The 24,064-nt window shown below is 48.3% G+C and carries 21 protein-coding genes and 3 pseudogenes; 4 read left to right on the top strand and 20 right to left on the bottom strand.

Annotation, left to right across the window (positions count from 1 at the left end):
- Positions 1-118: 118 nt before the first annotated feature.
- Both RJD28_02750 and RJD28_02745 read right to left on the bottom strand, forming a co-directional pair.
- Positions 119-2,539, bottom strand: a complete 2,421-nt coding sequence (locus RJD28_02750; GenBank protein WNV58473.1) for a hypothetical protein — start codon at positions 2,537-2,539, stop codon at positions 119-121.
- Between the two features lie 33 nt (positions 2,540-2,572).
- A complete protein-coding gene (locus RJD28_02745) occupies positions 2,573-4,687 on the bottom strand; it encodes an MMPL family transporter (protein WNV58472.1) in 2,115 nt (704 codons plus the stop codon).
- Positions 4,688-4,909: 222 nt separating this feature from the next.
- Here RJD28_02745 and RJD28_02740 point away from each other — a divergent pair, with 222 nt between their 5' ends.
- The 3 genes from RJD28_02740 (at position 4,910) to RJD28_02730 (ending at position 8,061) form a co-directional block, all read left to right on the top strand.
- Positions 4,910-5,509 carry a TetR/AcrR family transcriptional regulator gene (locus RJD28_02740; protein WNV58471.1) on the top strand — a complete coding sequence of 200 codons (600 nt, stop codon included), beginning with the start codon at positions 4,910-4,912 and terminating at the stop codon, positions 5,507-5,509.
- 253 nt (positions 5,510-5,762) lie between these two features.
- Positions 5,763-7,196: an NPCBM/NEW2 domain-containing protein gene (locus RJD28_02735; protein WNV58470.1), complete on the top strand. Its 1,434-nt coding sequence runs from the start codon at positions 5,763-5,765 to the stop codon at positions 7,194-7,196.
- Positions 7,197-7,347: 151 nt separating this feature from the next.
- Complete coding sequence (locus RJD28_02730; GenBank protein WNV58469.1) at positions 7,348-8,061, top strand: hypothetical protein; 714 nt, start codon at positions 7,348-7,350, stop codon at positions 8,059-8,061.
- Positions 8,062-8,175: 114 nt separating this feature from the next.
- Here RJD28_02730 and RJD28_02725 read toward each other — a convergent pair whose 3' ends face one another.
- The 18 genes and pseudogenes from RJD28_02725 to RJD28_02640 form a co-directional block, all read right to left on the bottom strand.
- The gene (locus tag RJD28_02725) at positions 8,176-9,903 is read right to left on the bottom strand and encodes an ABC transporter ATP-binding protein (protein ID WNV59545.1); all 1,728 of its coding nucleotides are present in this window, start codon (positions 9,901-9,903) and stop codon (positions 8,176-8,178) included.
- A gap of 7 nt (positions 9,904-9,910) precedes the next feature.
- Positions 9,911-11,701, bottom strand: a complete 1,791-nt coding sequence (locus RJD28_02720; protein ID WNV58468.1) for an ABC transporter ATP-binding protein — start codon at positions 11,699-11,701, stop codon at positions 9,911-9,913.
- A 14-nt stretch (positions 11,702-11,715) separates the two neighbouring features.
- Positions 11,716-13,128, bottom strand: a complete 1,413-nt coding sequence (locus RJD28_02715) for an energy-coupling factor ABC transporter ATP-binding protein (GenBank protein ID WNV59544.1) — start codon at positions 13,126-13,128, stop codon at positions 11,716-11,718.
- Positions 13,129-13,130: 2 nt separating this feature from the next.
- Positions 13,131-13,847, bottom strand: a complete 717-nt coding sequence (locus RJD28_02710; GenBank protein WNV58467.1) for an energy-coupling factor transporter transmembrane component T — start codon at positions 13,845-13,847, stop codon at positions 13,131-13,133.
- Positions 13,847-14,434 carry an MptD family putative ECF transporter S component gene (locus tag RJD28_02705; GenBank protein WNV58466.1) on the bottom strand — a complete coding sequence of 196 codons (588 nt, stop codon included), beginning with the start codon at positions 14,432-14,434 and terminating at the stop codon, positions 13,847-13,849. The genes RJD28_02710 and RJD28_02705 overlap by 1 nt, the downstream gene beginning before the upstream one ends.
- A gap of 128 nt (positions 14,435-14,562) precedes the next feature.
- Positions 14,563-15,186, bottom strand: a complete 624-nt coding sequence (locus RJD28_02700; protein WNV58465.1) for a TetR/AcrR family transcriptional regulator — start codon at positions 15,184-15,186, stop codon at positions 14,563-14,565.
- 163 nt (positions 15,187-15,349) lie between these two features.
- Complete coding sequence (locus RJD28_02695; GenBank protein WNV58464.1) at positions 15,350-15,604, bottom strand: sporulation initiation factor Spo0A C-terminal domain-containing protein; 255 nt, start codon at positions 15,602-15,604, stop codon at positions 15,350-15,352.
- 194 nt (positions 15,605-15,798) lie between these two features.
- On the bottom strand, positions 15,799-16,455 hold the full coding sequence (locus RJD28_02690; protein WNV58463.1) for a hypothetical protein: 657 nt from the start codon (positions 16,453-16,455) through the stop codon (positions 15,799-15,801).
- A gap of 15 nt (positions 16,456-16,470) precedes the next feature.
- Positions 16,471-17,568: a hypothetical protein gene (locus RJD28_02685; protein WNV58462.1), complete on the bottom strand. Its 1,098-nt coding sequence runs from the start codon at positions 17,566-17,568 to the stop codon at positions 16,471-16,473.
- Between the two features lie 222 nt (positions 17,569-17,790).
- Entirely contained in the window at positions 17,791-19,125 is a 1,335-nt protein-coding gene (locus RJD28_02680; GenBank protein ID WNV58461.1) for an ATP-binding protein, read from the bottom strand.
- Positions 19,122-19,799 carry a response regulator transcription factor gene (locus RJD28_02675; GenBank protein WNV58460.1) on the bottom strand — a complete coding sequence of 226 codons (678 nt, stop codon included), beginning with the start codon at positions 19,797-19,799 and terminating at the stop codon, positions 19,122-19,124. Before RJD28_02675 ends, RJD28_02680 begins: the two co-directional genes overlap by 4 nt.
- 120 nt (positions 19,800-19,919) lie before the next feature.
- A complete protein-coding gene (locus RJD28_02670) occupies positions 19,920-20,423 on the bottom strand; it encodes a PepSY domain-containing protein (protein ID WNV58459.1) in 504 nt (167 codons plus the stop codon).
- Between the two features lie 146 nt (positions 20,424-20,569).
- Positions 20,570-20,784 (bottom strand): annotated as a pseudogene (locus tag RJD28_02665) (hypothetical protein).
- Positions 20,785-20,870: 86 nt separating this feature from the next.
- Positions 20,871-21,232, bottom strand: a pseudogene (locus RJD28_02660) (type II toxin-antitoxin system HicB family antitoxin).
- Positions 21,216-21,473, bottom strand: a complete 258-nt coding sequence (locus RJD28_02655; protein ID WNV58458.1) for a toxin HicA — start codon at positions 21,471-21,473, stop codon at positions 21,216-21,218. Before RJD28_02655 ends, RJD28_02660 begins: the two are co-directional and overlap by 17 nt.
- A 406-nt stretch (positions 21,474-21,879) precedes the next feature.
- On the bottom strand, positions 21,880-22,182 hold the full coding sequence (locus RJD28_02650) for a hypothetical protein (protein WNV58457.1): 303 nt from the start codon (positions 22,180-22,182) through the stop codon (positions 21,880-21,882).
- A gap of 65 nt (positions 22,183-22,247) precedes the next feature.
- Positions 22,248-22,451: pseudogene (locus tag RJD28_02645) on the bottom strand (type II toxin-antitoxin system death-on-curing family toxin).
- Positions 22,448-22,690 carry a type II toxin-antitoxin system Phd/YefM family antitoxin gene (locus tag RJD28_02640; protein ID WNV58456.1) on the bottom strand — a complete coding sequence of 81 codons (243 nt, stop codon included), beginning with the start codon at positions 22,688-22,690 and terminating at the stop codon, positions 22,448-22,450. The pseudogene RJD28_02645 and the gene RJD28_02640 overlap by 4 nt, the downstream one beginning before the upstream one ends.
- Before the next feature lie 701 nt (positions 22,691-23,391).
- Between RJD28_02640 and RJD28_02635 the strand changes: the two genes are divergently transcribed.
- Positions 23,392-23,871 (top strand): hypothetical protein, encoded by a 480-nt coding sequence (locus tag RJD28_02635; GenBank protein WNV58455.1) that lies wholly within the window; start codon positions 23,392-23,394, stop codon positions 23,869-23,871.
- Positions 23,872-24,064: the final 193 nt, after the last annotated feature.

Genomic DNA, 24,064 nt, shown 5'->3' with positions numbered 1-24,064 from the left:
GTTCCTGTTTAGTATACCATTCCACAGAAAAAAAGTACAGAACAAACATTCGAATCGTTCTGTACTTTTTCTGTACTTTTTCTGTTTATTTTATGCCCAAATGCTTTTCACCTGTTGATTAATCTTCATTCTTTACCGGATCAGACTCGATGAAGAAGCTTACCTTACCCTTCATACCCTCTGCCAGCTTGGTGAAGGTCTGATACTCTCTGTCTGCGTCACGCAGGGCATCCAGACGATCCATCACGTTCTCCAGATCGCTTTCCTTACCGGTGAGCTCCTGGATACCGTCCTCGTCGAATTCCTTCATGCCGTCTGCCAGCTCCTGTGCGCCGTCCTCCAGCTCATCGATACCGTCGGTCACATCGCCGCTGGCATCTCTCAGTTCCTTGGTGCCATCCTTTAACTTGTTGGCGCCATCAGACAGATCAGAAGCACCCTTTTTCAGCTTGCCGCTGGTGCCAGACAGCTGTACGCTGCCTGCGCTTAAGAGATCGCCCTTGTCAGATAACTCCTTGCCGCCTGCGGTCAGCGCTGCATTGTTGGAGGTCAGGTCAGAAGCACCCTTTAACAGTTCCGCCTCGCCCTTGGCCAGCTCAGAATCTTCGCTGGTCATAGCTGCCAGTGTGGTCTGGAAAGTACTGATATTGCTGTCCAGTGCTCCGATGCCTGCGTATAAATCGCTGACACCATCTGCCACAGTATTTGCTCCTGCACCCAGTTTGGAAGTCTTGGTGGTTTCTGCTTCTATCTTTGCAATACCATCTGCCAGTGCATCCAGCTGATCTGCCAGACTTGCCGTGCCCGCTTCCTGCTGTGCCTGTGCCGCCGCATTGGCCGCATCCTCTGCTGCATCCATCTGGGATACCGCACTGTCAGCACTGCCACTGGCTGCCTGGATGCTGTCAATGGCTCCGCTGATGGATGCAATCTGCTCGCTGATGGATGCTGCCTGGCCGTCAGCCACCTGAATCTCATTGCCTTCTTCATCAGTTACCGTCAGGCTGTTTAACTGATCCTGCACAGCACTTAAGGAAGCCTGGATGGACTGTAACTGTGCCACTGCACTATCGTTAGCCGCACTGGCATCAGAAGCTGCCTGCTTGGCACCAGACAGATCCACCTGGGTGCTGGGTGTCTGGGTTGTGCCCTTGCCGCCTGCTGCCTGGGCAATCTTCACCGCACTCTCATGAAGCTGGTCCAGGCTGGCATTTAAGTCACTAACACCACTTGCGACAGCTGCACTTCCGTCCGGCAGTTCCGCTGCATCTGTCAGCATTTTCTCGGTGCCCTCTGTCTTGAGCTGTCCTACCACGCCGCCCACAGTGCCCAGCTTCTCATTGATACTGTTGATGAAGGTCTTGATGCCTGCTTCCAGGTTGGAAGCGCCTGCGGTGTAACCGTTGACACCGTTTACCAGGTTCTTGGCACCTGTCACATAAGCCTGTACGTTGGTTCCCAGCGTATCTGCACCGGAGGTGTATGCATCCACGCCATCCTTCAGGGTGCTTGCGCCATCCTTCAGATCACCGGCACCGTCATCCAGTTTATTGACGCCGTCCCGGAAATCAGACCAGCCGTCTTTCAGCTCCTTCACCCCGTCCAGCAGATCACCGGAACCGTCTACCAGCTTCTGGGAGGCGTCCGCCAGTTCATCCAGTGCATCCTTCAGATCATCCAGACTGTCTACATCTGAAAATCCAAGATCATCCAGGTTGCCGCAGCTTGCTACGGTAGCCGTCATCTCCAGCTTGAAATCTGTGGCATCCGCAGTTACTTCCACATAATCCGGAATTTCATCTCTGTCCCCCAGATCCAGTTCATCCAGCTTTAAGCTGTCCTCCAGTCCAGGCAAGGCAATTCCCACAACAATATTATTGCTGCCGTCAGAGATCACTTTACCATTAGACACCTCTACATTCTTGAAATTATCGCCCGGAAGGATCATAGCGGAAGCCATGAGGAAGGGGGTGTAGATTTCTTCCTCTTTTCCGTTTACTTTTACGGTCTTCTTACTGTTGTTCGTATAGTCAAAACGGATCTTCACCTTTCCGGACTTGCCTGCCAGATTTTCCGGCGCGATCTCCTGTCCGTCCAGGTAATAGGTGATCTTCACATCCACCGGCAACTGTCCGTTAGATTTACCCTGATAATAAATATCAGAGCCATCGGAAGTCCAGAGCATATCGCCGTTGTCTTCCTGCGCGTAAGTCTCATCACCCTTGACATTGGTGATATCTGTCAGATCAGAAGCATCCTGAATGGAGGACGTGCCGTCTGTATTTTTCAGCCAGTCACTGACGGTGATGTCCTTCGTATTACCGGAGGCATCTGTTTTGACATAGACAGTCTCATCTTTGCCGACGGCCTTGCTTTCTTCCTTCTGGCTTTCTGTATTGTCTTTATCCTTATCGCTGTCGGCGCTGCCTGCAGCCTGTGCCGTGATCGGAGCCGCACACAGCTGTGTGCTCATCAGGACTGCCAGTGCCGCTGCTGTTAATTTCTTTGCCTGTGCTTTTCTTATTCTGTTTCTGTTCATGATAAATTCCTCCTGTTTCAATGGAAGCAGCCTTTATGCGGACGGCTGTTCTTTGCTGATCTCATTTTTACTCGTTTTCTCTTTCTTTCCGGTGAAATGAAGGGTCGTCACGCAGATCAGCGGATCGAATACCCAAAGCATTGCCGGAAGGATACAAATAACAACTGCCATACTGATCAGTGCACCTCTGGAAAGCAGTGTACAGATGGAACTGATCATATCGATCTTCGAGTACACACACACACCGAAGGTTGCAGCGAAGAAGCTCAGGCCACTGGTTACAATGGACTTCATACAGGAATTATGGGCTTCCTGAATGGCCGCATGTTTATCCAGTCCCTTGATCCGCATCTTCTGATACGTACTCGTCATCAGGATCGCATAGTCAACGGTGGCACCCAGCTGGATCGTGCCGATGACGATGCTGGCTACAAAGGGAAGCTCCACGCCCGTGTAATACGGGATTGCCATATTGACAAAAATTGCAAATTCAATCACTGCCACCAGAATGATGGGAAGCGAAATCGATTTGAAGGAAATCATAATGATGACGAAAATTGCCGCAATGGAAAGAATATTTACCGTATTCAAATCCACATCCGTCACATCCTGCAAATCCTTGGTCAGCGGCGCTTCACCGATGATCATAGATTCTGGACTATAGCTCTTCAAAATCTTCTGCAGGCTGTCGATCTGGGCATTTACCTCGTCGGTTGCTGTCTCATAATCGGAGCAGACCATGCAAAGCTCATAACCACCGCTTTTTAACATGCTGGACACTTTATCCGGAAGCATTTCCTGCGGGAATGCCGGTCCCACAAAGGAATCCATCCCTACAGCCCATTTCACGCCGTCCACATCTTCCATCTCACTGAGCATCTGTTGCTTTTCTCTGGCAGTCAGTCCGTCCTTCAGAAGAAGGATATGCATGTTACTCATGTCGAAATCTTCCTTCAGCTTCTCATTGGCAATGGCACTGTCCAGAGTGGAAGGAAGGGATTTGTCAATCTTATAATAAATCTTGGTATGATTGTTGCCGTAAATGGCGGGAAGCAGAAGCACTGCAAAAATCACAAGGAAAATTCCCGCATGCTTTGTGATCCACAGGGAAAGCTTACTCATATCCGGCATGATTACTTTGTGTCTTGTCTTGTCGATCACTTTATCAAACATCAGGATCAATGCCGGCAGAAAGGTGATACAGCAGATCACGCCGATGATAACCCCCTTCGACATAACGATACCAATGTTGCGTCCCAGTGCAAAGGTCATACCACACAGAGCCAAGAAGCCTGCCACTGTGGTGATGGAGCTTGCCGTGATGGACTTGAACGTATTGGAAATCGCATGAGCCATGGCCCGCTGATTATCTCCCGGGAACCGCTTCTTGTTGGCCTCGTAGCTGTCCAGCAGGAAAATGGAGTAGTCCATCGTCACGCCCAGCTGCAGCACTGCGGTCAACGCCTGTGTGACATAGGAAACATCTCCCAGGAAAGCATTGCTTCCCATATTATATACGATCGACACGCCGATGCTGAAAAGGAACAGCAGCGGTACAATAAGGGAATCCATCGTCAGTGCCAGTACACAGAAGGAAAGGATCGCTGCAATGACAACGTAGATCGGAAGTTCCTGTAAACACAGATTCTTGATATCTGTTACCACGCCGCTCATACCGCTGGCAAAACACTGTTCGCCGGTCACCTTTCGGATCTCAGTGATGGCCTCCATCGCTTCATCCGAAGAAGTGGTATTATCAAATAAGGCAATCATCATGGTTGCGTCGCCCTTGATGAACACATCCTGTATTTTCTGGGGAAGCATTTCCGTGGGAACGGTGATGTCCGCCAGATCATCATACCAGAGCACTTTCTCTACATGATCAATGCTCTTAATTGTCTCTTTCAGCTTCTGGGTATCCTTTGCAGGCATATCCTCCACGACGATCATGGAGAAAGCTCCCATACCGAACTTATCCACCATGATGTCCTGCCCCTCTACTGTCTCCAGGCTCTCCGGCAGATAACTGAGCAGATCATAATTGATTCGCGTTGTTATCAGACCGATCACCGAAGGGATCAGGAGCAGCATACAGATCGCTACCACAATCACCTTATGCTTTGCAATCCATTTGCCAAACTTTACCATTTTCAATCACTCCTCATGCCGTTTTAAAACATGACCATCAGTCATTTTTCTCTCGTCACTGTCAGTTATACGATAGAAATGACCAATAGTCAATTCCTTTTTTCCAGAAATACGACACTTCGGCGTATTTGTCAAAAAATCACCGGTTATTTTCTTTTAACTATTGACTATTGGTCATTTTTCTTCTATATTTTGAACTAGCAATTAACGGAGGGATGCCCAATGGGAGTAAAAACAGAACGCAACAAACAACAGAAACGGGATGCGCTTCTGAACACCGCCTTTCATCTGTTTTCGACAAAAGGGATGCAGAAGACTTCTATTTCTGACATTGTAGAGGAAGCCGGTGTGGCCAAAGGGACGTTCTATCTGTATTTTCAGGACAAAAGCGATATCCGCAACAAGCTCATCAGCCACAAGGCCAGCCAGCTGTTCCAGTCCGCCTACGCGGCCATGAAGGCGACCGGCATCACAAGCTTTGAAGAGCAGATTATTTATATGGTAGATTTTATTCTGGACAAGCTCAGCAAAGACACCATGCTGATGACCTTCATCTCCAAGCATTTAAGCTGGGGTGTCTTCAAAAATGCACTGACCGGTGCCGAGAGCGGAGAGCCCTGCACTTCTTCCCTCTTTGTAAAAATGCTGGAAGAATCCGGTCATGTATTCAAAGAACCGGAGATCATGATCTATCTGATTATCGAGCTTGTCAGCGGCGCCAGCTACAGCTCCATCCTGTATAACCAGCCCGCACCGCTGGAAGAATTAAAACCCCATATTTTTGAGATCGTGAGACATATTATAAAAGAGCACTATGCATAAAACAATTCGAATCTGTTCAGCCCCAGCTCAAGTCCTCGCTGTATGCACAGCTTTCCCGCTGCATCCGCAGCTGGACTTTCGCTTATGGCAGAGCGCCATATGCGTCCTGTCAGCGCCTGCTGCCTGCAAGCACGCTTGCGCAGCATCCTCTGCCACGCCGCGCATGGCTGAACAGATTCTTAAGAATTCCTGTCATTGTTGTTTTTCCACTCCTCCTTCCTGTATAATAGGCATACAAAGGAGGAGTTTTTTTATGCAGGAACAACCGATTGACCAGGAAGCGGCAGCCAGAGGCAAACGACGGCTGATCACGATTTTCTGTGTCATGATTACCATATTGCTGCTGGGCATTCTTTTGTATTATGTCAACTGCATCCGCCCGGTGGACAACTTCCGCACCCTTTATACCGACGGGCAGTATGAAGCGGCACTGACACTGTACGAAAATACCCTGTCAAAAGTGGACGGCAATGCCCGCAAGGCAGAACAGTGTGTGCGGGATCATCTGGAGCACGCCTGGGCACAGTACCGGGACGCAGTCATTGACCGGTCACAGATGGAAACAGCATGCGCCGTTGCCGAAAAATATCCGGCACTGGAAGAAGATCTGGCAGCACTAAAACCCGATCTCACCCTTCTCTATGCCTCCCGGGCCGCTTATGAAGAGGGGTGCAGTCTGTTGGATGCCGGACAATATCTGGATGCCATCGCACAATTTTCTTCCATGTCCGAAAATGACACTTTATATATAGAAGGAACGTCCCGGATCCGGGAAGCGCAGGAATCGTACTGTCAGCAGATCGTAGCCCAGACCGGCGCTCTGATGTCCCAGGCCCGGTATGAAGACGCCATGACTGCCGTGGAAGATGCACTGACCCGCTTCCCCGAGGCTACCACGCTGACAGCCCAGAAGGAAGTTATTTACAACGCCTACAAGGATTACCGGAAGCAGACTTCCATGGCAGAAGCCCAGGCCGCTCTGGATCAGGGCAATCTGGAGGAAGCACTGCGCATTTTGGCTCCGCTGAAAAAAGATTATCCGGATGATGCCGACCTGTCTGCCCTGACCGATCAGTATGAGGCTTCCTACTGCGCCCAGATCGCGGAGGCCGCCACCCCGCTGCTGGAGGAACGGCAGTACCGGCAGGCCTTCGACATCGTTTCCCCGGCCTACGATATTTTCCCGGAGAATGACACCATCGCTTCGCTGTATGATCAGGCCGAGGGACACCTGCCCAAAGCCGCGGATGCCCTTTCCTGGGAAAACGATACACTCCGCGGCACAAAGACCATCGGGGACAATGTGGAAGACACCCACGGCAACCTGTACGGACATGCCATCATCTACACAGAACCCAGCGCCATTTCCATGCAGACCATGACCTATTCCGAAGGAAAAGACCTGTGCCAGCTGAACGGACGCTACACACGGCTGCAGGGCACCCTGGCCGTCAAAGCCGGTTCCCGGGGCATCCAGAACGGCCACACCGGCACCTTCCGCATTTACGGCGACGATACACTGCTGTTCGAGGCCGGTGACCTGTCCGAGGAATCCGAACCCCAGACCTTTGATCTGGATGTCAGCGGGGTGAAGACGCTGACCTTCGCCTTCGAATCCGGCACCGGGCTGAAATATCTGCTGGGGGATGTGAACCTGTATCGATATTACGAACCGCAGGAATCTTAACATAGAAACAACGACGGCATCCTCTTTCGGATTCTGCCGGAATGTAATGAAACTTTAAGAAAAACCACAGGACTTTTTCCACCAGACCATGTATAATGAAGACAGATCCCGAAATGAAAAAGCCTATACTTTTTTTAAGGAGGAAGATACGATGAAAAAGAAAATCATTGCCGGTTGTCTGCTGGCTGCTCTGGCCTGCTCCATGATCGGCTGCGGTAAGAAGAAAGAGACCAATGCCCCCGCTCAGGTGGATGAGACCTTCCAGAAGGATGAGAAAGACACCGAAGAAGATACAAAGAAGGATGACACCAGCGCGGATACCACCCAGGCCGAGCCGGATAATGACGAAGCGGTTGTCACTGAGTTAAAGAAATCCGCTGCTGCCTACGAAGCTGTTGTTTACGCCATGTACCAGCCGGATATTTCCAAGGACGGCGTGGCTTATGTGCCCTCTGACGCCCAGTTTTTCTGGCTGACCGTCTGCTTCGCTGCCAACAACGCCGGGAAGGATATCGAAGGCGTATCCTATGACGAGAACACCGGCATCTACACCATCCCCGCAGATGTGGTTTCCACCTATGCGAAGGCCTGCTTCGGCACAGACCAGTCCCTGCCGGATATCCCGACAGAAGTCAGCTACGTGAAGAAGGATGGGGACAATTACGTGATCACCGCCGGTGACATGGGCGATATGTCCTTTGAGGTGAAGAAGGCCTACAAGAATGCGGACGGCACCTTCACCGGCATCATCGAGCTTGGCACCAGCGAGGGAACGCTTGGCACCTACAAGCTGACCTTCAAGGCGGATGACGGCGAGAACGCTCTGTGCCCGTATGACGTTACAGATGCTGCACTTGTAAAGTAAATCGATACATCGAAAGCAATCACAAAATAACCCGGCTGATATTTTTTATCAGCCGGGCCTTTTTTATCTTTATCCGCTTCTGACCATATCCTGCGCTGACAGGTCATCCTGTCATTACAGATTCCAGCCGCCTGCCAGCAGCTGAGTCTTTACCATATTGGCATAAATGCCGTCCTTCTGTTCCAGCTCTGCCGGGCTGCCGCTTTCCGCCACAGTACCGTCCTTGAGCACCACGATCTGATCTGCCTCTGCCACGGTACGCATCCGGTGGGCAATGATGAGCACGGTCTTATCCTGGATGAGCCGGGACAGGGATTCCTGGATCATCGTCTCATTGTCCACATCCAGAGAAGCCGTGGCCTCATCCAGCAGAATAATGGGCGCATCCTTTAAGAATGCCCGGGCGATGGAGATTCTCTGCCGTTCTCCGCCGGACAGCTCGGAACCGTTTTCTCCGATCATCGTATGCCAGCCATCCGAAAGCTTTTCCGCAAACTCGTCGCAGTGGGCCAGTCTAGCTGCCGCCAGCACCTCCTCATCCGTGGCATCCATTTTTCCGATCCGGATATTTTCCATGATCGTATTGTTAAACAGCGTCACATCCTGGAAAACGATGGAATACAGCGACATCAGTGTCTCGGGATCGATGGTGGAAATATCCATACCACCCACGGTGATCCTGCCTCTGTTCGCATCCCAGAACCGGGCTGCCAGCCGGGATACGGTCGTCTTGCCGCCGCCGGACGGGCCGATGAGCGCTGTCACCTGTCCCTGCTTTGCCGTGAAGGACACGTCCTTCAATACCACATCTCCGGTATCATAGGAAAATCCCACATGAGAAAACGTGATATCATAGTCCTGATGGTTCATCTGCGTGCTGCCCTCCTGTACCTCATGGGACAGGATCTCATCCAGTCTACTGCTCTGCACGTCAGAGGCAATGATGGCTGCCAGATTCTGCAGGGACACCTGCATGGGATCATAGATCCGGGATACCACCAGCAGGAACATAAAGAACGTGAGCACATCCAGCTGCCCCTTTATCAGCAGGCTGCCGCCCACCAGCGCCACGGTGCCGATGCCCAGCTTCAGAATCATCTGGGCACTTCCCACGAACACCGCCGTTCCCAGCTCCGTCACGATGGCATGCTTTTCCACCGCTTTGATCTTGGCGTCCAGTCCCTTCATATAATCGTCCTGGGTGTTGTATGCCCGCAGATCCCGCATGCTCTCCAGCCCTTCCTGGATGCCGTCGGCACACGCCATTTTCAGATCCATCTGTTTTTTATTCAGGTTTTTCTGCACACTGCCGGAGCAGCCCACAATGAGAAACGAAACCGGAAGCACCCACAGCGCTGCCAGGGCCATCCGCCAGTCGAAGGAAAACAGGCTTACCGCCACCAGGGCCGTGGAAATGCAAGCACCCACCAGCTCCGGGATGAAGTGGGAGGAAGCCGTTTCCATCTGGGCGCAGTCCGCCATGATGGTACTGGTCAAATCAGACAGATCCTTTTTTCCGAAATAGGAAAGGGGGATCTTCCGCAGCTTCTCCGCCAGGGTGATCCTTCGCACGCCGCTTTCCACATAAGTAGACAGAAAAGTGGCATTGTACTGGATATAGGTGGTAATGGCGATCAGCACCAGCGCCGCCGCCACGCCGCCGATATAAAATCCCGCTCTGGCCCCCAGGTTTCCTTCCATATAATCCTTTACGAGAAAATACAGCAGCGATACCGGCATCATGAGCACCAGATCCGATACGGTAACTGCGGCAAAGGCTTTCAGCATATCCGCAGCGCCCTGCTCTGAAAGGGCATATTTATGCATGAGTTTTTCCCTGATCTTCATATTATGCACCTACCTTCCAGCATACCGATTTGTTATATTCCTCCCACATATGGGCGTACAGCCCTTCCGCATTCTGCAGCTGTTCATGGGTGCCCGTCTGGCAGATCTGACCGTCTTTCAGCACACAGATTCTGTCCACACCAACGACAGAGGACAGCCGGTGAGCAATCATGATCACCGTTTTTCCCTGGGAAAGCTTACTGAATGCCTCCTGCACCCTGGCCTCATTGTCCGGATCAGCAAAGGCTGTCGCCTCATCCAGAATGAGGATCGGTGCATTTTTCAGCATGGCCCGGGCAATGGAAATCCGCTGGGTCTCTCCGCCGGACAGATACGTGCCTCTGGAGCCGATCACCGTGTCGATGCCCTCCGGCAGCTTCTCGATGATATCCTCACACTGGGCATTTTTCAGCGCTTCCAGCACTTCTTCCCGGGTCGCATCCTTTTTGCCCATGCGCACATTGTCAAAAATGGACATTTTCAGCAGACGGCTGTCCTGGAAAACAAAGGACACCGTGTCCATCAGCACCTGAGGTGCGATCGTTTTCACATCCACACCGCCCACCAGAATGCTGCCCTCCGTCGCATCCGCAAACCGGGCGATGAGCCGGGCCAGCGTCGTCTTGCCGCCGCCGGACGGGCCCACAAAGGCCACATGCTCCCCGGCGCGGATATCCAGGCTGATCCCGTGCAAGGCATCCTTGGAAGCCCCCTCGTAGCGGAAGGACACATTTTTCAGGCAAATGGAGCTGTCCGCGGGCTGTCTGGGATTCTCCGGCTGCGCCAGCGGTTTTCTTGCAAGGATGCCGTCAATTCTCATCATGGCATCCTCCAGCACCATGGTATTTTCTCCCGCATACATCATCTTCGTCAGCGTCACCGTAATGATGGGGGTAATGATAATATAAAAAAGCAGGTTCAGCAAAAAGGTGCTGTTCACGCTGCCGCTTCTCACACCGCCCAGCAGAAACGTGGCTGCGATGAGAATGGCAAATACCGCATTGATCGCCACCGTGTAGCCCATCATCGGGATGCGCAGATCCTTCGTGTAGGCGATCGTCCACTTTTCATATTTTTTGATGGAATCCCGGAACCGCTTGAAGGAAAATACCGACTGGCCGAAGGTTTTTACCACCGGAATGCCTCTGACATACTCCACCGCCTCACTGGACATTTCCTCCAGCGCATTCTGGTATTCCGCCATCTTTTTCTTCATGTTTTCACCCATCATGGCACTCATGATGCCAAACGCCAGCACCACCGGGATGAGGCTTAAGAGCCCCAAACGCCAGTCAAAGACGAGCAGCAGCACCGCCAGGCCGATGGGGGTTGCCACCGCCACACATTTATCCGGCAGCTGGTGTGCCACATACGTCTCCGTCGCCTCGGTGGACTCGTTGACGATCTTGCGGATCTTTCCGCTTCCCTCATCGTCCATGAAGCCCAGCGGCAGGGAGAGAATGTGCCGCATCAGTGTGGAGCGCATATTTGCCTGGATCCGAAAAGCGGACAGGTGGGAGCAGAGCAGCGCTCCGATATAAATCAGCATGGAAAGCAGGGCAAAGCCCACAGCGCTCCAGCCATAGGAAGAAAGGTTCTGCGCCTTTCCCATATCCGGCGCCACCCGCAGCACCTCCTGAATGAGCCGCCAGATAAAATAAAACGGAACCAGCGCCATAAACGCGCTGATCACAGCAAGCACCCAGGATGCCATCGTCAGATACCGGTATCCCCCGGCATAGACAAACAGCTGCTGCATGGGCTTTTGCTTTTCATCGGTTTTCTTTGCCATTTTCTCAGTCCTCCTTACTGTCTGATCCGATAAAGCCGGGCACCGGCCTCCGTCATAACCATCTCACAGGTGCAGCATTTTTGGATCAGTTCCCGGTCATGGGTGATGATCAGTACACTTTTTCCCATGGCCTGCAGCCCCGCAAACAGCCGGGCTGTCTGTACCATATGCCGGTAATCCAGGCCGCTGGTGGGCTCATCAAAGATCAGCACATCCTTGCCCGCCAGCACTGCAGACGCGATGGCCACCCGCTGCTTCTGTCCGCCGGAAAGGGACATGGGATGCCGATATTTGAGTTCCACCAGCCCCAGCTGCTCCATGACCGTCTGCTTTTCCTCTTCGGACACCTGTCCGGCGCCCAGACAGATCTCGTCTTCCACCGTCTCGCAGAACAGCTGATGGTTCACGTCCTGCATGACCAGATAACACTGCTTCAACATCTCTTTTGCCGTATATTCCCGGCCGCCCAGCACGGTTTTTCCCTTAAATTTTTTCTGCAGGCCGCACAGGCACCGCACAAAGGTGGTCTTGCCCACCCCGTTTTTTCCCGTGATGGCTACGATCTCTTGCTCCGGGATCTGGAAATCTCCCAGCCGCAGCACTGGTTCTTCCCCGTAGGAAAACGTATAATTTTTCAGCTGGATGCCATGCGCCGCCAAAAACGGCTCTTCCCGTTCCGCCGCACGCTCCGCATCCATGGAACGAAGACCCAGATGCTCCATTTTTTCAGGAGAAAAGGTCAGGAACTGCTCCATCGGCAGATCGGCCTTCACCGCGCCGTCCTCCAAGTAAATGACCCGGTCACACACGTCCTTCAGCCAGTACAGCCGATGCTCCGCGATCACGATGGTCTTTCCCGCTTTTTTCCAGAGCAGCAGCACCTCCTTCAGCCGTTCCATGGCCGCCGCGTCCAGATTGGAAGTGGGCTCATCCAGCACAAAGACGTCCGGCTGCATGGCGGACACACAGCCGCAGGCGATCTGCTGCTTCTCCCCGCCGGAAAGCCGGAAAATATCCCGATCCAGCAGATTTTCCTGGGAAAGCGCCTCCACGGCGGCATCCATTCTCCGATGGATTTCTTCCTCCGGCAGGCCCAGATTCTCACAGCCGAAAGCCAGCTCACTGGTGGTGTCCAGACAGAAAAACTGGCTCCTGGGATTCTGGAAAACACTGCCTACTTTCCGGGAGATCTGATAAATCTCTTCTTCCTGCACATGCATGCCGCACACGGACACGTCGCCGCTGAAGGTTCCCTCGTAAAAATGCGGGATCAGGCCGTTCAGCAGTCTGGTGATCGTTGTCTTGCCGCAGCCGGAGCTGCCGCACAGCAGAACGCATTCTCCCTGGCCGATCTGCAGAGACACATCCTTCAGCGCCCCTTTTTCCGAATGCTGGTATGTAAAATTCACGTGTTCGATCTGTATCATGTTCACCTCATGCCTCCCAAAACCAGCGCACCGAGCCAGACAACATAGGGTACCAGACACAGTGCAGTCAGGATGTAATCCTGCACATGAAAGCCGATCCGGCAGATGTTCGTGCGCCTTCTGTCCGATCCCAGCCCCCTTGTGATGGCTGCCGCATTCAGCTCCTCCCCGATCTTTGCCGAGCAGACCATCAGCGGGATCAGCCGGTACTCCACCATCTTCGCCACATTTTTCCCGCCGAAACGGATGTCACGCATGCGCATGGCGTCATTGATGGAAGAAAACTCATCCGCAATGGTGGGAAAAAACCGGAACATCACCGACAGGGGAATGGTGATCTTATCCGTCACATGCATCCGCTCCATGGCCGCGTGGAATTCGCTCACCTTCGTTGTCTGCATCAGATACGCGCCGGTCATAATGCCCGGCAGGAATCGGGTGAGGATGCCGCAGCATGCCAGCAAAATATAGCCGCCAATGCCCGACAGCCGGGGAACCGCCTCCATCAGAAGCGCGTAGGCCGCCCCGTACAGCACGGCATATAACACCGCCCGTTTCCATTTTCCATCCAGTACAAATAATACGACCGGTACCGCACAGAACAGCGGCATGTAAGCGTCAAACAGATTGCCGCCCGCACTGCCCAGCACAAAAATGCCCATGGTCAGAAGCAGCAGCAGCTTTGTCCGGGGATCAAAGGTTATGTTTGCACCCTTCATTATGCGATTCCCGCCTTTTCAAAATGCTTTTTCAATACTGCTTTTCCCAGTACACCACCCAGCAGGCCAAAAATGATGGTAGCGGCAAGCAGCGCCGGAACCAGCCAGGAATGGCCCATGATCGCGATCAGGGAAGTGATGTAATCCTCGCCGAAGCTCTGGCGGGTCTTGAAATATTCCTCCGCATTGATGAGCAGCGGTACAAAATTGCCGAAAATCACCAGGCTGAATACCGCATTGCTGAGAATGGCCTTGGAACTGCTCTTATAATTGCCGGACTGCACGATCTTATCGGCCACAAAACCAAACACGACGCCGAAAATGAACGGCCAGTATCCCATGCCCGTGATCCACAGGAACAGCCCCACGATCATGGCGTAAATATGGATCATTTCCGGTTTTTCCACCTTTGTCACAAAAAGCATGTACGGAATGCCACCCAGCAGCGGCACCAGCACGCAAAGTATCGGCATCATGATCGGAATAAAGCCGAGCATCGCCACAGCGGTCATGATGACACAGTAAATCGCAGCATAAATGCCGATATTGATCAGATCTTTTCCTTTCAGTTTTCCACCCTTGTTCATACGAGTCTCCTTTTCCTTTCTACAGACATTTTTGTTGCTGACCACTGTCACAGAGTAAGCGTCGGCTAACCACCCATCAAAAAGAGAGGCTGCCACACGTCGGCAGCAGCCTGGCCGCGTCTCTGCCATCAATAATACTCCTGGTAAATGATATTCCAGCCTGCGCTGTGATATTTTTCCAGCATATCGATGTACTCCACCGCTTCCGCCTTCGACATTCCGTGCCGGATCACCTCAAAAAAGCTTTCAAACAGCGCCTTGTTCATGATGTGCATGAAATCCTTCGTGATGGGCTTGCCCTTCTTCACTTCCAGGCCGATCGTCTCCATAAACTTGTAGGTGTACTCTGTCTCGATATCCACCAGATGCTCCACAAAATTCTGAAATTTCGTTCCGTAGGCGCCGGTCACCAGCAGCTGAAACTCCTCAAAATGCGCATACATGTAATCCACCATCTGCCGCATCCCGCTTCTGGTAAAATCATCCAGGCTCTCCGCCTGCCGCTCTGCCTCCATCGTGTGAAACGTCTCCTGCACCTGCCGGAAAATACCGACAAATTCTTCCGCCGCCGGCTCCACGATCGCAGAAAAAAGCCCTTCCTTCCCGCCATAACGGGAGTAAATAGACCCGGTCGTTGTCCCGGCCTCCGTCGCGATCGTCCGAAGCGATGCATCCACATAACCCTTTTCCAGAAATTCCTTTTTCGCACATGCTTCTATCTTCTCAGAAACACCTTCAATTAATTTTGACACCTGTACCTCCATATCTGTAACAGTGTTGTATAACACTGTTATGAGTATATTCTTCTTCCTGCCGCCTGTCAATCACCTTGCCGGTGAAAACCTGCTTATTAATATATTTTATCAAAAAAATCCCGGAAAGGTCATCTGTTCTTCCTTCCCGGGATTTCCCCGTCTATGCGTTCTCCTGTTCCTGCCGGCACAGATACAGCCACGAAAGTGCGAAAAATTCGCTGACCGTCGGGCGATCCCGCAGATGATACCCCACCATCTGATCCAGGAAATCCCGGTTGCCTCTGTCCCAGCAGGTGATCAGCGAGGTGCGGATCGCCCGCTCCACGCTGGGCCAGCTCATCTGATAAACATCGGCAATATCCGGATACAGCCGCTTCGTCACATACTGCAGATAGTCCGGATCCATTCTGATCATCTCAAATCCCCTTCATCAGATACTGATATCCGCTCAGATTCGGCCATATCCCCAGCTTTCTCAACAGTTCCTGCTCCCCCATAAAAAATCCCCTCTCTTTTTTACCTATAGAGAAAACGATCTTCCCGGCATTTTTTTGCAGTATTTCTATAATTTTTTATTATTTTTTTCATTTTTCGAGAAGCGGGAACCGATTACTTGTTATCCAGATACCAGCGTTTCTCCTCATCATAAATCGGCATGGTCATGGCCAGTTTATCCTTCAGATCCACCTCCTGATCCACGCCATCCTCCATCGTCACGGTGATCTGGCAGTCCGAACCCAGGATAGAATGCTGTCCCTTTGCTCTGCCGATCACGTTGAAGGAGCTGTCAAACAGTACCGTCCCGTCCTCCGACGCCAGATAATCCTTGCGATTGCCGTCGGCATCCAGAAATGCGATAAAAAAGGCGCCGTCGATGACCTGCTCCTGGGAATAGCCAAGGCACGTATCGTCCATATCATAATAGGCATACGTTGTGCCGGATACGATCCCCTCCACATCGTTGATGGGCTCATCCGTCACAATCTTCAGATAAAACCAGTCCACATCGTCCACACTCACCGTCCATTTCAGATTGATAAAACCGGTATTTTTCATAAAGCCTGCTATTTTACCGTCCGCCAGCAGGTTTCCCGCCGGGTCTGCGTCCTCCAGATTACACTCCACCGTCAGGACAGAAGCCGACTGCAGCGCCTCCTTGGCCGCATCCGCGCTGTCATACTCGATGGGCGATGATATCGCGCCGCAGCCTGTCAGCACATACGCTGCTGTAAAAATCCCCACAAATGCTCTCCATTTTCCCTTCATCTGTTTCTCCCCCTCTTATCTGCGATTCGGCAGCGCGCCGTCCTTGTCCCGGGCCAGCTCTCTGGCCGCCATCACCGCCAGCGCCGTCAGCTGCGGCAGATACCGCGTGTCATAAACGATCAGAAATGCATTGTCAAAAAACACATTCTGGATCGTGAGATCCATATTGTCCATGATGGCACCCAGCATTTTCCCGTTCAGCGTCACCCGGTAATTGTGGCCGATGGAGCCCGCATATTCCATCAGTTCCAGCGTACCCTCCGGCAATTCCATGGAAAATCTGTCTTTTACCAGGGCAAACTTCTTCTGCAGCGTCCCATATGGCTCCTCATACAGATAAAAACGGTATGTCGGCAGCACATGCAGCAGCTCCTTCGTCATGCGGAACACTTCGTTATGCGCCGCATCATAAATCCGAAACGTCTTCAGCGGCACCGTACTGTCGATGGCGTACACCAGATTTCCGTCCGCGTCCTCCAGGTCAAAATGCTGTCCCGTCAGCTTGAAGTCCTCCGTAAACGTGTAGATCTGCGATGGCTTCGTCTGCATAAAAGGCTCGACCCGACCGGTTTTCACAAACCGTTCCAGATTCGTTTTCAGCTCACTCTGGAACATAAGAAAATCCGAATGATAGCTCAGATGCCCTGCCACGCTCAGGCTCACATCCTCCGGCACCGGGATCAGCGGCTTCGTCAGCTGCTTGCGGATAAACTTTTCCACAAACGAATACCCCACATATCCCACGATCCCGTCCTTCGTCAGCCAGAAATAAATGTACTGTCCTCTGGCGTCCGGGCCAAACACCAGCGCCGTCTGCTTCATCGTATAAAACTTGCCCAGCCATCCCGAGCCCAGCGGCGTCCACACATTCTTGTACGCCTCATAAAACTCCTCGATCTTCCTGGGCCTGTCCATCTCGATCATGGCTGCAATGTCCGTCATGGAATTATAATCCTCCGGTTTGGCCATCATCCAGATCGCAATACCAAAAATCAGCACGATCGTGGCAATCGTCAGCGACCAGGTGGCACCGTACCCGATCACCATCAGATACACGCCCAGCAGCGTCACCACTGCCCCTGCCAGACGAAATTTCAGAATTCTCTTTTTCATTTTGCTCCCCCTTGGCAAAAGATATTTCGTTGCAGTAAGCTTCTATATGAAATATTTTACTTTCAAAGGGTGGCGCCGTCAATCAGACCAAAGTATGAGATTTAGTAAATAGTACACATGAAGGACCACATTTTTTCAAAAATAGCTTAACTCTCACGCAGCGTGATGCGGTATGCTTTTCTTATTGAAGCAAATCAAAGGAGCTGGTAAATATGAAAACCATCAGATTTCAAAATACAGCCAAAATGTACTTCCACTCCCCTCTTCGCTTTCCACTTTTACATAACCGTTGTGTTTTTCCATAATTTTCTGTACCATGGACAGACCGAGGCCTGTGCTTCCGGCATACGCCCTGCTGCGTGATTCATCTACCTGATAGAAGCGATCCCAGATTTTTTCCAAATGTTCACTGCTGATACCGATGCCATCATCTTTGACCGATACCACAAGATAGTTTCCTTCTACATAAACAGATACCCAGATATGTCCACCTTGTTTTCCATAGACAGCAGCATTCTGTATCAAGTTGTGAACAGCCCTTGAAAACAGCATACGATCAACTTTGCATGCAAAGCCATCCTTTAGATGATTCGTAAATTCAACCGAAATATCAAAACTTTCTGCAAGCGGCCGGCAATCCCCTATAATTTCCTGAAGGACTGGAAGAATCTCTGTTTTTTCAAAGTTCACCGCCAGTGTTCCATTTTCTTCACGGGCAAAAAACAGCAGCTGGTTAATCAACTCCGACATTCTGTTTGCCTGACGGTTGACTGCCTCCATAGATTCCCTGGCCTCTTCAAAAGTACTTGCATCCTGAAGAACATATTCACTCTCCATCAAAATTACAGATATCGGCGTGCGAAGTTCATGGGATGCATCAGAAGTAAACTGCTTTTCCTTTTCAAAACTCTGTTCTAACCGTTCCAGCATCTCATCGATTGTATTTGCGAGCTGAGAAATTTCATCTCTTCCCTCCGGAAGTCCAATTCTGGAAGAAAGCGAATTGCTTCTTGTAATCTGCTGTGCGGTTTCCTGAATCTGTCGTACCGGACGAAAAGCCCGTTTTGTAATAAAATATCCAGCCACCGTAGCTATTATCACCAACATGGGAAGCAAAATAAAAGCTGTCCGTATCACTGTCACTTGAAAATGACTGAACTCTGATTCGGAGATTATCCCTCGTATCCATTGTCCATCAGACAGTTTTCTATCATAGACATAAAAACTCTGCCGGTTCGCCTTTATCGAATATACGGATTGCTCTGAAAATTCCAGATTTTTCTGAAAATCAGAAGGAATATTTCCCTGAAGAAATGTACCCTGCGAATCATAAAGAGAAAGATAAACCCCGTCTTCAAAAGAATCAAATACATCTTCTCCGTCCTCCGAAATGTCTTCCGCTGCCTCTTCCACCGTTTCCATCAGTCTGCTTTTCTGATCAGAAAGGTGAGCCGTTTCTGAAACTGACAAAAGCAAGCCAAGCGTAGATGCCGCCATCAATACCATAATCATCGCATACCAAAATGTTACTTTTGTACGGATTGTCAGTTGTTTCATGCATCCACCTCCCGGAGTACATAGCCAACTCCCCTTACTGTATGGATCAGCTTCGGCTCAAATTCTTTATCAATTTTCAGACGCAGATAGCGGATATATACATCAATCATATTGGACGCACCCTGGTATTCATAATTCCAGATATGTGTTTCCAGTTTTTCTCTTGAAAGGACAATTCCTTTATTACGAAGCATGTATTCCAAAATAGAAAATTCTTTTGCAGACAATTCAATTCGTTTTTCTCCCCGTCTGACTTCATGTGTATCGCAATCCAGAGTAAGGTCTGCAAGAGCAAGACGATTGGAAACACTTCCATGGTTTCTGCGAAGCATCACCCTGATTCTTGCCATAAGTTCTTCAAAATGAAATGGTTTCACAAGATAATCATCCGCCCCCAGATCCAGCCCTTTGACACGATCTTCAAGAGCATCTCGTGCAGTCAGAAAAAGCACCGGAGAACGGTTGCCCTTTTCACGCATTTCTTTCAAAACCTGATATCCGTTTTTTTCAGGCATCATAATATCCATAACAATAACATCATAAGGTGTCATTTCCATATAATCCAAGGCTTCTGCACCATCAAAACAGGAATCTACGCTATATCCTTCCGCTTTGAGTTTTCTCGTGATCACACGATTAAGATCTTTCTCATCTTCTACCACAAGCACACGCATTACTGTCTGCCCTCCTGTATATAAAATCCTCAGATAAACGTAGGAGTCAATACTGTTACCTATCAGTAATTGACTCCTATGTTGTCTCTATTTTACTTTTCAGCCATAAGGTATCGGCTATTAATTCCACCAGGATTCGTACTGACGCTGAAGGATTTCTTTAGATTCGGCATCAATTTCATAGCTGTATTCCATACCATCGTAAATAAAATCAACTTCGTAGATATAACGTTTTTCATGATTTTCGTCATCATGATCGTCATCTTCGTGATCATGGTCATCGTCATCATTGTCGTTATCATCATAATCATTATAACGGTTATTCTGTTCATCATCCAGTGAAATTTCCAGATATTTGACATCTGTTTCTTTTGCTTTTGCATCATCAAGTGCAATCTTTTTTACCTCATCCTCAGATATTAATGTAATTCCATCTGTCTTTGCATCTTCACGGATTCTGTCATGAATTTTCTGCTCAGTCTGATTCTCTTTATGCTCCGCGTAAACTACAACAGAACCGCCAAGGATTGAGAGTACCGCTGCTGCTGCGATTGTTCTCTTCAAAATTTTCTTTCCATTTGCTTTAATCTTCTCGCTGATGTTAGTAAAATTAATTTTTTTCATGTTCTGAATTTCCTTTCTATTTGTTTTCTTTCTTGTTGTTATGCTTGTATCATACAGGGCAATTATGAAAGGAAGATTAAAGCCTAAAAACTTTTTATTGCAGGAAAGCGTTCAAACGATTTTCTGACTTGCCCTACATCATATTACAGAAAAGTGTATCCTATCAACTTATCTTCGCGAAAAACAAAATAGAATTGAGGTCCTGAACCCGGGATCGATTTTTCCATAACTCGTTGCATTGTTTTCACTCTGCCATATGCTGGAATAAAACCTATTTGCTCAAGAGCATTTAAAATATCAGTTTTTTATCTGTAGGTATGTCTCTATAATTGATAATCTGCTCCATTTGCTTTGCCCTCATTAAATTGCAATTTGTCTCTTTCTTTTCAATTATATATCAGCAACTATTATTGTAAAGTAGAAGGCAAGCGGATTACAAAACAATATTTATTTTGAAAACATTGCATCATTTCTGGAAAGCAGATACACACAATATTGATTCATGCTGATTCCTTCCCGCTGAGAATGTTCTGCCAGTGATCTGTACAAACTTCGTGGAATTCTCAATTTAAACTGTCCAGAATAATCTTCCAAACTGTCTGGTTCATGAATCTCTACATCTTCTTCTAATGCAGCTTCAATCCATGCCTTTTTAGCATCCCGTGCATTTGCTACCGCACTCTCTACTGTTTCACCACAAGTAATGCACCAGGCAAATCTGGATAAGAAACCACAAATCTGCCGTCATCCTTGTATTCCACAATTTCCATACGATAGGACATTGCCATATAATCATTCAGCGTCTTCATCATTCTTAGCCTCGCCTTCTACAATCTGCCTTACCATTTCTATATATACTTTCTTAAGTGGTTCATGCTTTGGTATTGTAATTGGCATACATCCTTGCTTTCTGAAAGTGTAATGACTGCTTCCACTTCTTGGTGCATTTATTTCGTATCTGTAGCTTTCCAATACTTTCCGTAACTCATCAAACCGGAGATCTTTCGATAAATTGCATATACGTGTGATCAGTTTATCCCACTTTAACATTTGTTATGATATCGCATATGGTACCAATCAATTTATTTATATACATTCTTTTTTTAATAAAATTTGCATTGCTCAGCACCAATACATCCCGACAGACCTGAAATCGAACATTCTACCTTACCATTTGTTTTGTTCCGCTTCGCATATTGAATTAAATTTTTATCTCTTGAATAATCACAAAATGTTGCCAATCATTAAGCAAATTTGCTTTTAATCCGTATAACTACTGGTATCTTGTGATTGTGTGGATTATTCGAACCCTACTCCGTTCTCTGTTACATGGTGTAAAATCGGTTGGGTACAGACGTCAGATTTACTACTATTTTCAATTTTTTCTATTCTGCATCTCGTTTCAGAACTTTTTAGAACCACTGTACTGTTGTAGAACCAGAGATATTTCACACTCTTATAGTCTTAGAAGAAGCTTATCTAATGTATCATTCCACCTATTAAGTCTTGTCACACACTTTTGCAATTTATCTGCATACATCTGCTTCTCAATACCTAAAATATCCAATAAAATTCTGCGATATAATAAACTTAGTTTTAAAATATACAAAACAGATTCATTGCCATTAAAATACTTATTTTTCTGATTCCGCTTTATGTGCATTATACGAACACGGCTGTTTATCATTGTAGATAAAAATTCCTCCCCATTTGCTTCCATTTCTTTTTCAAAAATATCCTTACCGTATTCTTCAATCAATGCTTTAACACATACCTTCAAACTCGTTCCGTTACCTGGTTTCAATTTTTGAAATGCATTTGTATACAATGGTTTTTTATTAAACCATATCCCAATCTTGCTGCTTTAGCCTGTATCGTTGGATATAACTCGTCGCCACCAAAAGATTGAAATGGTGCCTCTATTGCTGATTCCAGCAAAGCATAATCTCTGACACCATCACTTCCGCCTGTTTGCTGAATAAGTTGAGAATGAAGCAAGAGAATCTGTTCTTTGCTTAATCTCTTCATTTAGCCAATACCTCATATGCTTCTCGGTTTTGCTCCATAAGTTTTTTCGATATACTCAGTACGTCTTCATCCAACGCAACAACATCTTCATCCATTTTACTAAAATCTATCACAATGTATCTTGGAACATTATTCTTCAAAATAACTGCTGATCCACGCTCGTCCACCAGTCTTGCAACCTTTGAAAAATTCTGGTTGGCTTCTGAAATTGAAACCATGGTATTTGTATCTATCGTCATGTGATCATCTCCTTTTTTATATTATATGAAAATTTTAGGATAAATACAACCTATTTTATTTCATCCAATGAACTCTTTCCTACCGCAATCCCAGTATTCATCGACTAATCAGATCCCTTTTAGAGTCATTCATACCATAAAGAATTTCTCTTATTAGTTCTTGTCACATGGTGCTAGCACCATGTTTATACAATCATAATAAAACATTGAATTGCCACAGCTCTTGATGTTAAGGGCGAAGATGAATAATTTGTTCAGGTATCAAAAAGGTATCACACCACACACCAAGAGCCGGGAAGCCCGCTATCAAAGCAACTCCCCGGCTCCCTGTTTACTACTCGAATCCGACAATTACTAATCAATTCTGTTTAGAGATTATTTGTTATCAGAAATGATAACACTTTCTCCGTAGCTGTGAATAATAACAATATGTTTCGACTCAAATCATAAGCGAGTTCGCTCAGGAATGCAACGCTATATTGCAAAATACAATAAACAAAACCCACTTGCAAAACTAAATATTCCAAGGTCACATCTTGTCTAAGAATCAAAAAAAGTTGTATAATAATATAAATTTAAGCAGTTAAGGGACTTCAGAAGTGTAGCAGGCACGGTGTGCTTGCAGTAAATGAAGATAACGGATATCCATACGCAATCCCATCAATTATTTCTATGGCAGAAAGAATGGACTTATACTATGAATGATAAAAAAAATCCCTCTTGGATCACTAATTTCCACAATACTCATTGGTATTTATACGACATTTTTTCTCTGTGCCGGAATTGCATCTTTATTTCTTGTCAGACATGCTGCAAAAATCACAACAGCTGGTATAAATCTGGCAACCAACTCTGGAGGAAATGGAGACTACATAGGCGGATATCTTATCTTTCCAGGCTCGCTTACAGCATTGCTTGGAGGAATGACGGGAGTTGTAGCCTTTTTGCTGGCAGTAGGGATTGTTTTATTATTTGTAATATTCCTGATTCTGTTAATATCCTCTATCGTAATGCTGAAAAAACAGAAGCTAAAAGCAGATGCCTATGTAAAAATAACAATTTTCTCTATTCTTTCGATTCTTTCCTGGGTACTGTTCCAGAGTGCATGGATAATCTTGCCACTGATAATTCCAGCGGCTTTAGGAATAACGGTGTTATTAAAACCATTACCCAAAGTCTGATACCTCGCAAATATGGGCAAAAGTCCCATCAAAAGCCCTTAGCTATGAGTTTTTACCCACAGCTAAGGGCTCTTCTATTTCCACTTACTCAAACTCGTCTCACAGGAGATTGATTTCTGTAATTTCAATAGCGTTTTCGCTACTTTTCATTGTTGTATTCGCCATATTAGCAGGCATAATTTTGACTGGCATA

It is taken from the genome of Oscillospiraceae bacterium NTUH-002-81 (assembly GCA_032620915.1).
Lineage (GTDB): Bacteria > Bacillota > Clostridia > Lachnospirales > Lachnospiraceae > JAGTTR01.
The sequence above is the reverse complement of the archived record's forward strand: the minus strand, read 5'-3'. Positions and strand labels throughout refer to the sequence as shown.

Bases quoted from the DNA above. Each gene is read 5' to 3' on its own strand.
- RJD28_02750 (WNV58473.1), bottom strand. From the start codon at position 2,539: ATGAACAGAAACAGAATAAGAAAAGCACAGGCAAAGAAATTAACAGCA.
- RJD28_02745 (WNV58472.1), bottom strand. From the start codon at position 4,687: ATGGTAAAGTTTGGCAAATGGATTGCAAAGCATAAGGTGATTGTGGTA.
- RJD28_02740 (WNV58471.1), top strand. From the start codon at position 4,910: ATGGGAGTAAAAACAGAACGCAACAAACAACAGAAACGGGATGCGCTT.
- RJD28_02735 (WNV58470.1), top strand. From the start codon at position 5,763: ATGCAGGAACAACCGATTGACCAGGAAGCGGCAGCCAGAGGCAAACGA.
- RJD28_02730 (WNV58469.1), top strand. From the start codon at position 7,348: ATGAAAAAGAAAATCATTGCCGGTTGTCTGCTGGCTGCTCTGGCCTGC.
- RJD28_02720 (WNV58468.1), bottom strand. From the start codon at position 11,701: ATGGCAAAGAAAACCGATGAAAAGCAAAAGCCCATGCAGCAGCTGTTT.
- RJD28_02715 (WNV59544.1), bottom strand. From the start codon at position 13,128: ATGATACAGATCGAACACGTGAATTTTACATACCAGCATTCGGAAAAA.
- RJD28_02710 (WNV58467.1), bottom strand. From the start codon at position 13,847: ATGAAGGGTGCAAACATAACCTTTGATCCCCGGACAAAGCTGCTGCTG.
- RJD28_02705 (WNV58466.1), bottom strand. From the start codon at position 14,434: ATGAACAAGGGTGGAAAACTGAAAGGAAAAGATCTGATCAATATCGGC.
- RJD28_02695 (WNV58464.1), bottom strand. From the start codon at position 15,604: ATGATCAGAATGGATCCGGACTATCTGCAGTATGTGACGAAGCGGCTG.
- RJD28_02690 (WNV58463.1), bottom strand. From the start codon at position 16,455: ATGAAGGGAAAATGGAGAGCATTTGTGGGGATTTTTACAGCAGCGTAT.
- RJD28_02685 (WNV58462.1), bottom strand. From the start codon at position 17,568: ATGAAAAAGAGAATTCTGAAATTTCGTCTGGCAGGGGCAGTGGTGACG.
- RJD28_02680 (WNV58461.1), bottom strand. From the start codon at position 19,125: ATGAAACAACTGACAATCCGTACAAAAGTAACATTTTGGTATGCGATG.
- RJD28_02675 (WNV58460.1), bottom strand. From the start codon at position 19,799: ATGCGTGTGCTTGTGGTAGAAGATGAGAAAGATCTTAATCGTGTGATC.
- RJD28_02670 (WNV58459.1), bottom strand. From the start codon at position 20,423: ATGAAAAAAATTAATTTTACTAACATCAGCGAGAAGATTAAAGCAAAT.
- RJD28_02655 (WNV58458.1), bottom strand. From the start codon at position 21,473: ATGTTAAAGTGGGATAAACTGATCACACGTATATGCAATTTATCGAAA.
- RJD28_02640 (WNV58456.1), bottom strand. From the start codon at position 22,690: ATGACGATAGATACAAATACCATGGTTTCAATTTCAGAAGCCAACCAG.
- RJD28_02635 (WNV58455.1), top strand. From the start codon at position 23,392: ATGATAAAAAAAATCCCTCTTGGATCACTAATTTCCACAATACTCATT.